The organism is Candidatus Binatia bacterium (genome assembly GCA_023150935.1).
Taxonomy (GTDB): Bacteria; Desulfobacterota; Binatia; order HRBIN30; family HRBIN30; genus JAKLJW01.
Genome location: JAKLJW010000069.1, coordinates 1 through 11,480, shown reverse-complemented (window position 1 = coordinate 11,480; position 11,480 = coordinate 1). Strand labels below are relative to the sequence as shown.

At 67.0% G+C, this 11,480-nt stretch carries 14 protein-coding genes; 4 read left to right on the top strand and 10 right to left on the bottom strand.

The window, feature by feature from the left end:
* Positions 1-245: 245 nt before the first annotated feature.
* Positions 246-479, top strand: a complete 234-nt coding sequence (locus L6Q96_22305) for a hypothetical protein (protein ID MCK6557282.1) — start codon at positions 246-248, stop codon at positions 477-479.
* 128 nt (positions 480-607) lie between these two features.
* On the opposite strand, the gene L6Q96_22300 is transcribed toward L6Q96_22305, so the two are convergent.
* The 9 genes from L6Q96_22300 to L6Q96_22260 form a co-directional block, all read right to left on the bottom strand.
* Complete coding sequence (locus L6Q96_22300; GenBank protein ID MCK6557281.1) at positions 608-976, bottom strand: hypothetical protein; 369 nt, start codon at positions 974-976, stop codon at positions 608-610.
* A gap of 114 nt (positions 977-1,090) precedes the next feature.
* Positions 1,091-2,899, bottom strand: a complete 1,809-nt coding sequence (locus L6Q96_22295; GenBank protein MCK6557280.1) for an ABC transporter ATP-binding protein/permease — start codon at positions 2,897-2,899, stop codon at positions 1,091-1,093.
* Between the two features lie 42 nt (positions 2,900-2,941).
* A complete protein-coding gene (locus L6Q96_22290) occupies positions 2,942-4,051 on the bottom strand; it encodes a radical SAM protein (GenBank protein MCK6557279.1) in 1,110 nt (369 codons plus the stop codon).
* Between the two features lie 138 nt (positions 4,052-4,189).
* Complete coding sequence (locus tag L6Q96_22285; GenBank protein ID MCK6557278.1) at positions 4,190-4,384, bottom strand: hypothetical protein; 195 nt, start codon at positions 4,382-4,384, stop codon at positions 4,190-4,192.
* A 30-nt stretch (positions 4,385-4,414) separates the two neighbouring features.
* A complete protein-coding gene (locus L6Q96_22280) occupies positions 4,415-5,278 on the bottom strand; it encodes a sulfotransferase domain-containing protein (GenBank protein MCK6557277.1) in 864 nt (287 codons plus the stop codon).
* Positions 5,265-6,140, bottom strand: a complete 876-nt coding sequence (locus tag L6Q96_22275) for a hypothetical protein (GenBank protein ID MCK6557276.1) — start codon at positions 6,138-6,140, stop codon at positions 5,265-5,267. The genes L6Q96_22280 and L6Q96_22275 overlap by 14 nt, the downstream gene beginning before the upstream one ends.
* A gap of 65 nt (positions 6,141-6,205) precedes the next feature.
* Positions 6,206-6,523, bottom strand: a complete 318-nt coding sequence (locus L6Q96_22270; protein ID MCK6557275.1) for a PqqD family protein — start codon at positions 6,521-6,523, stop codon at positions 6,206-6,208.
* A complete protein-coding gene (locus L6Q96_22265) occupies positions 6,508-7,770 on the bottom strand; it encodes a radical SAM protein (GenBank protein ID MCK6557274.1) in 1,263 nt (420 codons plus the stop codon). The genes L6Q96_22270 and L6Q96_22265 overlap by 16 nt, the downstream gene beginning before the upstream one ends.
* Complete coding sequence (locus tag L6Q96_22260) at positions 7,767-9,815, bottom strand: radical SAM protein (protein ID MCK6557273.1); 2,049 nt, start codon at positions 9,813-9,815, stop codon at positions 7,767-7,769. The genes L6Q96_22265 and L6Q96_22260 overlap by 4 nt, the downstream gene beginning before the upstream one ends.
* A 193-nt stretch (positions 9,816-10,008) precedes the next feature.
* Here L6Q96_22260 and L6Q96_22255 point away from each other — a divergent pair, with 193 nt between their 5' ends.
* Both L6Q96_22255 and L6Q96_22250 read left to right on the top strand, forming a co-directional pair.
* The gene (locus tag L6Q96_22255; protein ID MCK6557272.1) at positions 10,009-10,326 is read left to right on the top strand and encodes a type II toxin-antitoxin system RelE/ParE family toxin; all 318 of its coding nucleotides are present in this window, start codon (positions 10,009-10,011) and stop codon (positions 10,324-10,326) included.
* Complete coding sequence (locus tag L6Q96_22250) at positions 10,323-10,607, top strand: helix-turn-helix domain-containing protein (GenBank protein MCK6557271.1); 285 nt, start codon at positions 10,323-10,325, stop codon at positions 10,605-10,607. The genes L6Q96_22255 and L6Q96_22250 overlap by 4 nt, the downstream gene beginning before the upstream one ends.
* A 144-nt stretch (positions 10,608-10,751) precedes the next feature.
* Here the strand turns inward: L6Q96_22250 and L6Q96_22245 are convergent, their stop codons facing one another.
* Positions 10,752-10,985, bottom strand: a complete 234-nt coding sequence (locus L6Q96_22245; protein MCK6557270.1) for a hypothetical protein — start codon at positions 10,983-10,985, stop codon at positions 10,752-10,754.
* Positions 10,986-11,064: 79 nt separating this feature from the next.
* Between L6Q96_22245 and L6Q96_22240 the strand changes: the two genes are divergently transcribed.
* On the top strand, positions 11,065-11,370 hold the full coding sequence (locus L6Q96_22240) for a hypothetical protein (protein MCK6557269.1): 306 nt from the start codon (positions 11,065-11,067) through the stop codon (positions 11,368-11,370).
* Positions 11,371-11,480 lie beyond the last annotated feature (110 nt).

Genomic DNA, 11,480 nt, shown 5'->3' with positions numbered 1-11,480 from the left:
CCCTCGATACGCCGCCGGAAAGATGGTGCTACTCGGGGCGAACGGAATACGCTGCCGAATTAATGAACCGGAGTACTGAAGAAGTTAAACACTTTGGAGCAACGCATCCGGGAGCATGGGACGAAGATCCTGCTCGAACGCGCGCGGGCGCAGCCGGACGGGGGCCGCATCCGCCACCTGGAAACCGAGATTCGAGCCTTTCGAGATGGCATCGATCGGGCGCGGAAGCGCCTTGGAGAACGAAGATGAAGAGAACGGCGACGGCGAAGGCCCATGAGGCCGAGCCGGTCGAAGGGGAATTGGCTGAGCTTGGAGAGGAGTGCGCGAGGGTGCTCCTGCTGCTGCAGCAGCTCGCCAAGGCGCGCGCCCTGCGCCGCGATTGCAGCGACATCCTCGGCGAGCTGAGTGCCATCGTCCTTCATCTGCATGCCCATACCCGAGGGCTCGACGAGGTCATCGACGCACTCGCCTCGGAGTGACGCGCTTACTGAATGGCGCCCTTCGGCGTCTACCCGGAGCCCCGAAGGGGCGGCAATCCCACAGCCCTGGGCAACGACCAGGACGGCCAGAGCTGCGGCTTCGGCGGATTGTGATGCTCCGCGGCTGATCAGCCGCGGAGTGTACAGCGGCAGTCGCGGTGATCCGTTCCGTCGCAACCTTGAGCTGGCGAGACAGCTCCGCGGCGCTCGTGGCGGTCGACGGCACCGTAGTTCCCGGCGAGAATCTGTTGCGCGACCTGGGTCGCGACGTACCGGCTGATCAGATCGGTCGCCCTGGCGAGTTGGTCGCTGGTCTGCGCCAGTTGAACCTCGCGATCGCGCCAGCGGTCGACGACGAAGTATCTGTCTTCACGCCCCGCCGCAGTGGCGGCGGCCACCCAGCCGCCGGCAACCTGTACGCGCACGGCACCCCGGGCCTCCAACCGCCCGGGCTGTTCTTCCAAACCATCGCCGTTGCCGGCATGTCGATCGTTCATCGGCGCGGGCTTCGCCCGCAACCCATTGCGGATTGCGGAATGCGGATTGCGGAACTCATGAATCCGTCGTCCGCAATCCGAAATCCGCATTCCGAAATTCTTCGCACCATGCGATCAAACACGGAATTCGTAAATCAGCGCACTGTACACGGCGCTGCTCTCGATCAGTTCCGCGTGGGCGCCGCAGGCCTCCAGGCGGCCGTCGTTCAAGACCAGGACCCAATCCGCGCGCCGCACCGTCGCGAGCCTGTGGGTCACGACGAACACCGTCTTCTCGCGCACCAGTGAGGGCAAGGCCGCGAAGATCGAATGCTCCGTCCGCGCGTCCAAAGCCGATGTGGGCTCGTCCAACACCAGTATATCCGGATCGCCGATCAACGCCCGGGCAAGGGCCAGGCGCTGTCTTTGTCCCTCGGAAAAGTTGATACCCCGCTCGCCCACCGTCGAATCGTATCCTCGGGGCAAGCCGGCAATGAACTCGTGGATGCCCGCCACTCGCGCCGCGCGCAGCACTTCCTCCGCAGCGGCATCGGGATGTCCGTAGCGCAGGTTATCCATCACCGTCCCGGAGAGCAGCAACGGACTCTGCTGCACGTAACCGATGCGCCGGCGCAAGGCGTCGAGCCGATAATCGGAAGCCGGCCGGCCGTCGAACCACACCTCCCCTCGGGTCGGCCGATAGAAGCGCAGTATCAGGCTTGCGAGCGTGGTCTTCCCGGCCCCGCTCGGCCCGACGATACCGACATGCTCGCCGGGGCCGACACGAAACGAGACGTCTTCCAGAACGGGCTCGCGCCGGTCGTACGAAAACGACACCCGGTCGAAGACCACCTCGCCGCGCAACCGATCGACAGCCAGGCCGGTCTCCGGATTCTCCTCGGGCACGATGTCGAAGAGGGCCGAGACCCGTTCGAGCGCGGCCAACGCCCCCTGCAACTGCAGATTGGCCGCGGCGAGGATCTGGACCGGTCCGTACACGAAGCCGACGTACGAGATGAACGCCAGCAACGAGCCGAGGCTCCAGCGGTCTTGCACTACCCAGTAGGCGCCGGCGACAAGCACACCGACGCGCGCCATTTCGGGGAGCAAGTTGACGGCGACACCGGCAAGCGAACCGACCGCACTCTGCTCGAGCGCGAGCCGGGCCGCGGCACGCCACTCGGACGTCATGCTCTTCACCGTTCGCGCCTCCGAAGCGAGCGCTTTGATCAGTGTCGCCGCCGAAAGCGACTCCTGCACCCGCCGCCAGACGTTCCCCTGCTGTTCCATGCTCTGGCGACTCAGCACGCGCGTCTTGCGCGAGAAGTACCTCACCCCGACCGCCATCGCCGGCAGCGGCACCAGGGCGGCGATCGCCAGCCGCCAATCGAGGTAGAAGAGAAAGGCCGCGCTGCCCACGAGGCGCAGGAACTGGCTCAGAAGGCCGACCAGAGTGCGCGAAAAAAACCACCGCAACCCCTGCACGTCGGCCGACAGCCGCGACATCAGATAGCCCGTATGCTCGTCGTCGAAGAACGACTTGGGAAAGCGCAGCACGCGATCCAGCAAGGCGCGCTGAATGTCCACCAGAACCGCCTGCTCGAAGCGGGCAAAACTGAACTGGTCGACCGCCGCAGCCAGCTTCTCCAGCAGCTTCGCGCCGATCAGTACGGCCGCCGCCCCCGCCAGCAGGCCAAGCCGACGATCCAGGATGACGTCGTCGACCACGTACCGAGTAACCAGGGGCGGCACCAGGCCCAGCAGCGAGGCCACTAAAACAGCGACCGATCCCACCGCCGCGTGTTTCCAGTAACGCACGGCGAACGGACGCAGGTTGCGCAGATTGGCCACCGCCCCGGCCCTACCGGCCCGCCGCGCCAGCGGGTCCACGGTCGGGACTCGCCCGAGACCCTGCCGCAGGTAGGTAAGCCAGGTATCGATCATCGTGATGGCCCGGTCCGCGGCAACGGCGGTACAGCGGCGGAGCTATCCCAGCATCTGCGCCCGTTCGCGCGCAACGGCACAAAAGAACGGCGCCTCGCCGTCCAGCCGCCCGGTCTCCAGGTGGGCGTGGGCAGGGCACCACAGGCAGAGATTGACCAGCTCGCAGGCCCGGCAAGTCTCCAGGAACCGCGGGTCGGCGGAACACATCGCCCGTACTCTCGGCACGAGGCTCTCCCACGCGTCGCGCAAGCTCCCCCGGCGCAGGTCGTAGGTGGTACCCGGCGCCCACAGCGAGGAGCATAACCGGAACGTACCGTCGTAGCCCACGTTGAAGCTGTTCCTGCCGGTGCCGCAGTGGAAGAGATGGTTGCAGACGTCGTGGCCGCGGTCGCGGTCGATCAAGAGCGCGCAATCGCGCTCCATCGACTCCAGCCGTTCGGCATCCGAACGTTCCAGTGCCACGACCTCCTGCGGAGAGAGGCGCTCGGCGCGGATCTCCGCGTTGCGCGCCGGATTGCCGTCGAAGCGCAAGTGAAGCTGAGGGTCGAAGCGGAAGAAGTCCCTGGTGCGCTCACGGCAGAACCGGGCGATCTCGCCCATCTCGTCAACGTTGGACCGCAGGGCCATCGCCTTGAGCCGGACCGGCACACCGGCGGCAAGAAGCATGTCCAACCCGCGCCTGAAGCGATCGAACGAACCCGGGCGGCGCGTCACGCGCTCGTAGGTCTCGCGTGTCGTCCCGTAGACGGTCACCTCGAGGTCGCGCGGCGGGTAATGGCGGAACAGTTCGACGTGGCCCCGGTCGACGAGTGTCGCCGTGGTAAACACCGACACCAACAGGCCACGGCGCTTCAGTGCCAGGTAGATGTCCGGGAAATCGGGCCGTAGCAGCGGCTCGCCGCCCGTGATCAGACACCACATAGCCCCGAGCTCGGCCGCCTGCGCGGCGATGTCGTCGATCTCGCCGGCGCTCAGTTCGCGGGCCCGCGCCTGCGCGTCGCCGGCGGACAAGTTGATGTAGCAGTGGCGACAGTCGAGGTTGCAGCGAGCCGTTATCTCCAAATCGAACGAGAACAGAGCGCGACGGGCGCGACGCGCGGCCCATAGCGGCAGGTCCTGGATTTCACGCGCCGAGACGTAGGCTCTTGTCATCGCCACAGCGACCCACCGCAACCTCGGCACGGCAGACCCTCGCGCCCGTGGCGGGGTGGTCCCTGGTCCAGCGCCCGGAGCAGGCGCTCGCGGGCGACGGACCCCGGACGCGGATCACGGACTCTGACAACCTCGCCGCTAGGACGCCGTTGCGCCGCTGCAAGCGAAGCAGCCCGACAACGGATGGAAATCCACGCAACGGACGTCCGCGTCCAGCGGACCGCCAGGGAGGTCGTTGGTACCGGTCTTACACGCCGTCAGCACCACTTCCTCCGGTTGGCTGCGCACCAGCACGACCAGTTGAGGCCGCTGCCACCGCTTGCGTTCACTCATACTCATCCCTCCTCGTCTTCGCGCCTTCACTCACCCTTCGTACCCCGCGAGCGTGACCAGGTCCCCGGTCAGCGACCTGAACTTTCCCAGGTGCCCCGCCGTCAGGTGGTTCCGCCAATCCCCGGCAACCCCCTTGCGATAATGGGACCACCTGTCCTCTTCGCCGGAACGCCTGCCCCCCGATATCACCGCAAAGGTGTAGTCGTCCAGCAGTTCGCGCACGACCCCGCTCGGCATGGCGATGTCGCAGTGTGCCAACAACGCCTCGAAAACCTCGACTTGCCGAGGACCGACCAGATCCTCGAACCTGAGCACGAGCGTCCCGGGATCGCCGGCGCCGCGCTCAACCCACGACCGCATCGCCGTGAACAACCCGATCGCATCGAGCCACTCCATCATCCAGGCCATGCCCGCTTCCGGCTCCCGCGGCACCCGAGAAGCGCGACGCGCACCCGACCCCCGATCGTCACGCAACGAAGCGAAATAGTGCGAGACCACGATGTCGCGAGGATCGCGCAGGACGAAGAACGTCCGGTTGTCGCCTGCTTTCGGAATACGCGCGTAACCCTCGTGACTTGCGTACAAACCGACGATAAGTCCCGGCGCGAACGGCTCCGAGAACGGGAAACGGGGAGCGACGGTGCGATCCGGATGCTCAGCGCTGCCAAGGATGCGCTCGAAGCGCATCTCGTAGACGAGACCCGAATACCGGTACACGCGCCAGTCAGACAGAAGGCGCCGCATCCACTGACTCCCGGTTCGATACACGGTGCAGTGGAATACGTTGGCGAAGCGGGAGCGATGCCGCACGACGAGCCGGCTATTCTCGATCCGCTGCCGCACGACGAGAGGCACCACCCGGCGCAGACGGGCAACGAGGCTACTCCCCGTCACGGCGGTCACGGTGTTCGACGAGCTGCACGCCTCTGCGCGCAAGAATAGATGCGGCCTTTTCCATGAGCATCGGTTCCAGGCCGAGGCCGCGATAGCGCCGCCGCACCTCTACGCCGGTCGCCGTCCAGCCGACGGCGGGCTGCGCCGCGTCGCACGGGACGAAGGTGGCCCGCACGGCCGGCCGCGGGTCGTCACCCAACCGCAAGAGGAGCGACCACGTCTCGGGGAGACGGCCCTGCCATGTCGGAGCCAGCACGTCGAACTCATCCGCCGGCAAAGCGCAGTGCAAGTCGTGCCGTTGCCCGGCTCGCAGCGGCAACCATACGACGAACGACGGCGCGCGGCGGGTAAGCGCCAGCCAGAGATTTCCGGCGTGCCTCCAGGCGGCGCGGCGCTGCAACGGGGTGAGTCCACGCAACCCGCGATACCGCGCGGCGTTTCCCCACCCCAGCAGCCGCAACCGGAGGGCGAAGCAGGTGCGCTTCGGCCAGGCGTGGCGTTCGACAGCGGTGGGGTAACGCCGCCCATGCCTTTCGATCTCCGTGACCACGCCGAGCACGTCATCCGCGAAGGTGGGCCCGTCGTCCGCACCGGAGGCACCGTCCGGTCGGGTCACGATGTACGGTCCCTCGCCGCTCACCCCTCTGGCGATGGCGCGGTGCCCGAAGAGAAATCCATGGCGGCGGCACACGGCAATGTCGCCGACATCGACTTGCTCGACGGTCCGCGATGCCACGTGCAGGACGTCGCCCGGCCGAACCGTCGGGTACATGCACGTGCCGTACGCACGGAACTTCGCCCGACCGCTGTCGGCCAGTGCCTTCCCGACTTCCAGCGACGCGAGCACCAGGCTGCCGTTCATACCGCTCGACCCGAATCGACGAAGCCGTTTCCGCGCCAGAGGACCTCTGCGGCTAACGGTCGACCCTAGCGCCGCACCGCTTCGACGAGCATGCCGCGCTTCAGCAGTTCTTCGGCCAATCCGATTACATCCTGCTCGATTTCTCCCGCCGGGGCGTCGAACTCGCCGGCGAGGGCGCGCGCGACTTCCCCCAGACTGGCCGACCCGTCCAGACGGTCCCAAACCGCCCGGCCCGTCTCGTTGAGGGTGAAGATCGCGTCCTGCTCGCCCTCGGCCACCGCCGCAGCGGTCAGGGGAACGATGATCAACTCGCCGTCGATGTCGCGCGCCACGACGTCCGCCGACGGCGCGCACACACTGCTCAAGTCTACCCGAGTCTCCATGTCCGATCCCTTTCTTCTCCGCCGGCGTCACTCGCCTCGTGAACCCCGGCTGCCTCCGCCCGCAACCGCGCGACGCGGCTCTTCCAGTCCGTCACCTCCCACGCCCGCTCGCCCACGGCCAGCAGCCCGAGGTCCCGCGCGCGGGCGTGGGCTACCTCGCAGAGGTAGCTGACCGGCGTGTCCAGCGTGCCGTGTTCCATCCACGACTTCGCCGGACACTGATCGCAAAGTCCCTTGAGGAAGCAGCGCGCGCAGCGGACAAGATACTCCGGGTCCTGCGCACGCAACTCCCGCACGGCCGGAAACAGGCGCACGCGCGCCGCACTCAGGCCCGCCTCCGACACCGCCGTCTCTTCCACCGCCGCCGGATCGTAGACGGTGTCCGGATGACGCAGCAGTAAGCAGGTCTGCACTCTCCCGTAAGCGTCCACGCTTCCCACCCCCATACCGGCGCCGCAGGAAAAGAGCTTCTCTCCGGGCGGGCCGATGAACTTACCGCAGAACTCGGCCATATCGGCCCGGTAGCGCGCTCGGTCCCGCCCCCGAATCGCAGCCCCATCCTCCGGAGAAAGCCGCAGCGCTTCGATCCGCGCGCTCTCGGAGTGCGAATCACGCCGGGCACGCAGGTTGAGGTCCAGCAAGCTGGACGGCCGTTTCCTCATCCACGGGATCGTGGCCGCCCAGGCTTCGAACTCCTGCTGTTCGTGGCGATTCGGCGGCAACAGTGCGCCTTTCACCACAAAGGGCACACGGCGCTCCAGCAGTAACGCGATGCCGCGCCGAGCGGCCCGATACGCGGTGCTCACCCCGGTAACTGCCGCATAGCTCTCCGGACTCATCCCGTAGACAGTGATCTCTATCTTTTCGAGCGGAGGCACCCGGGCGAAAAGATCGGCAATCTCCGGCGTGATCAGGGTGGCGTTGGTGAACACCAGCACCCGCAGCCCCAGGCGGCGGGCAAACCTGTACAGCTCGGCGAAGTCCTCGCGCAGCAGCGGCTCGCCGCCCGTAAAGCGTACCGTGAAGCACCCGAGCGCGGCCGTTTCGCGAAGAACCGCCTGCACCCGCTCGGTACTCATCTCGCGGACCCGCGCCTCGCGGTCGCCCGCCGGCCGGTTGATGTAACAGTGGATGCAGCTCAAGTTGCAGCGCTCGGTCAGCTCCACGTCGAGGCGCCCCGGAGGCTTAGGCTTGCCCTCCCACAGCGCCCCCTCGCCGTCGCGGCGGACCACCGCATAAGCCGTCACGCAACGTCCTCCACGCCGCGGATTTCCCGGCCGGTCATCTCGTCGAGGAGCGCCACAACCTGCCCGCTGCGATCGAACCTCAACCGGTAGCACGGCACCTGCCGCGCCATGGCCTCCACCAGGAGCATCGTCTTGTTCCACCAATCGGCAGTCTGCAGCGGCTTGATCAGGCAGGCCAACAGGCGGCGCGCGATGTCGCGACGATCCTGCACCGGCTCGGCGCGGTTCTCGGAGGCTTGCTCCAGAAACAGGATGGCGCGCAGCGGCGCCGAGCGAGTAGAGACGGCCGGCACCTCACCGTGACTCCAACTGCCGAAAACCCGGAAGCCGTCCGGATAGCGCCGAACGATGTTCCGATCGTCACAGAGGATTTCGGCACCCACTCCTCCGCCCTGCCCTTCTGCATTGCGCGCACTGGCTTGCAGCAGCTTGACCATCGTCGATTTGCCCGCGCCCGAATGCCCGACGAAGAGCAGTCCCTGGCCGTTAACGATCGCTCCGCTGGAATGCAGGAAACAGCCGTCGCGGTCAGCCAACACGCGCGACAAGAGGATCTGGTCGGTGGGGAGCAGCGTCAGCGCGTGCAGGCCGCCCTTGCGGAAGTTCTCCCCGTCCGGGGAGTAGATGCGGCCCCGGCCGTGATCGCGGTCGAAAACCGCCACTCGATGTGGAGGTGCGCCGCCGCCCGCCGGGGAAATGCCCACGTAGATCCACGCCCCGCCCTTTCGATAGATCGCCCACGGCGGCTGACGGTACACCTCGACCCCGAGTTTCGCGGGATCGAGCGACGGCAAGGAAAAGTGGTGACGGATGACGATGTTGTCCTCCCCCGGTCCGTCGACCCGGAAGGCCTCGACATTGGACGCAAAGGTGTCTGCGGCGAAAGGCAGGTCGGCGTCCACCTGCACCGTGAGACCCCCGACCCGGTAGTAACGGCGATGGTTGGCGCGCCAGTCCTGTTTGAATCGCCGGCTCTCCCGCGCCACGCCGCACAGGTACTCCACGGGCGCCGCGGGACGCCGGCGCTCGAGGTAGCCGTAGACCGGACAGTAGCGGCATTCGCTGCGCAGTGCGCAGGTGGCGCAGTGCTCCACGTACTCGGACCCGCCCCGTGCGCGCTCGGCCACACCGGGCACGAACACTTCCCACGCCTCGCGCACTGTCCCCCGCCGGAGATCGTAGCGCAGGGCCGGGTCCTTGACGAAGCTGCAGAAGCTCAGTTGCCCGTAAGGGTCGACGTGGAAGTCGCGCCGCCCGGCAATGCACGACGCGAACAGGCGGTCGTCCGTCCGCGCCTCCTGGCGGCCCCCTTCGCACGACGCCTGTGGAGCCCCGGCGCACACAGTGCCGTCGGCGTCGCCGCCGCCGGAGGGGTCCGGCTTGTCGAGTGCGATCACATCGGCGGGGGCGAGTCGCTGCCGTCGGATCTCGGCGTTGCGCTCCTCGTCGCCCGAAGCCGACAGGTAGAGCCACGCCGCACCGATGCGCCAGGGCCGGCCGAGCGACTCCGCGAGGCCGATCATGTCGTCGAGCTGGTGGAAGTTGTCGCGCATGGGTACGACCTGCACGGTGAAGCCGGCTCCGGCCTCGCGCAGGCAGTCGATGCCGCGCATCGTGCGTTCGAACGACCCGGGCAACCGTGTCACGTGGTCGCACACTTCCGGAGTCGCGCCGTACAGGGCGATCATCTTCGCGCCCTTGCGCCGCAGGAGCCGCGCAATGGCCGGTGTGATCAGTGTGCCGTTCGTGTTGAGTCGGTACGGCGCACCACCGGCAGTCAAGTAGTCGAAGATCTCGGCAAAATCCGCGCGCAGCATGGGTTCGCCGCCGGACAAACTCCACTCGCGGCAGCCGAGGGCGCGGGCCTGGTCGGCGAGGTCCCGGATCTCGGTGAGGTCGAGTTCCCGTCCCTTTTCCGGCGCCCCCGCCGGGAGGCGCAGCCAGCAGTGGCGGCAGTCGAGGTTGCAGCGATACGTGAGGTCGAATCGCCCGTGCAGCGGCAGGCGAGGGGTCGCGCGGGTAGAGCGCATCACGTAGCCGGGCATTGCGCGGCTTCCTACCAGAAGAAGCCGGCGGAACGAAGCGGGAACGTGCCCTTCACGCTCGACTTAACGTACCAAAGGTACCATCGTTCCACGGCCTCCCCCCGAACCCCGTTTCTTCGGAGCGTGTACTCCGACACGCGCGTCGAGGCCGCGGGGCTCGACAGCCGGTCTCATCCATGAGACATTGCCCCCGGTGATCGTCGCTCATCGAGCGTGCCGGCGGGAGCTCGCGGATCTGCCCGCCGAAATCCGGGGCGATCTGGCAGACGCCCTCGCGCGTTCGGATGCCGGGTTGTCCCTGGCAATGCCACTATCTCGGCCCATGCCCAGTGTCGCGCCCGGTGTGTACGAACTCCGATTGAAGGACCGGTCCGGTCAGTACCGCGTTCTGTATGCACTGGTCCGGGCTGGGTACGTGTACGTCCTCCACGCGTTCAAGAAGACAACCGCCACGAGCCCCGCGCGCCGCATCGAACTGACACAGCAACGATTGAAGGAGATGTACCGATGAAACGAACCACGACACCCGCGGACCTTGCGGCGCTGCTGGACGTTCCCAAGAGCCGCGGCGTCGAGGCCGTGCTCAAGGCAAAGCTGATCGCCGCGGTCGCGCGCGAGACGCACCGCCAGCACCTGACCCACGCGGAGTTGGCGCGCCGCTCGCGTCTGCCCCGCAGCGCGGTCACCGGCATCCTGTCCGGCAGCCTGCAACGAGTCACCATCGATCGCGTCCTCCGCCTCCTCGAGGCGGCCGGTCTCGAAGCTCACGTAACGATCCGGCGCGCCGCGTAAGCCTCAGCGTGCGGGATCGATCAATGCGCAGTTCGGGTGCCCCCCGCGGCTATGGCACCTCGATCGGCTACGGGAGAGGTTAGCGGTGTCGTCGAGGTGGCCGTCGGTTCTCTGACGGATGATTCACCCGCGCTTGGCGGTGAATCATTGCCGGAGGTGGGAATAGCAGGTGCCCGCGGTGCCGCGGTCTCGTGCCCCGACTGCAACGCCGATGGCGGAATGGCCGTCGATGACATCCTCACGCTGGTGGGCATCGCGTTGGGAGGCGCCGACACAACCGCCTGTCTGGTCGGCGACGGAAACGCGGACGGTCAGATCACGATTGACGAGATCCTTGCGGCCGTTGCTGCAGTCCTCAGCGGCTGTGATGACAGCCATGACGTGTCGGGCACCTGGTACTCATCCGATGCCCTCCTGCGCTCGTCAAGCTGTGGAGCGCTCATCGACGAGCTCGTTCGTGCTTGCGTTACTGGGCCTGCAGGGCCCCTGCCGATTCCAGATCACGCAGAGTGGACAGGCGTTGGAAATCGTGAACTGCAACGGCGTGCAGTTCCAAGGCATCGTCGAGCGGTCCGGCAGGATCAATGCGGAAACGCACTTCTCCGACCCGTCTCCTATCTGTGGCGTCTCGTTCACGGCGCAGTTCTCGGTGGACGCCTGGCTCCTTCCGAGCACAGCGACGTACTCGTTTCCGATTCGCTGGACGGGCGATTGCCCGCTGCCGGACTGTACGTTGATCATCGAAAGCCAGTGGGGTCGATAACGCGGCAGCGATGGCTTGCCTGGCCGACAAGCGCACTGTGAGGTGATCGCGGAGCCGCAGTGGAAGAGCGGCAAAGAGCTGCTGGTGCGCATCGTCGCCATGTTGACGCG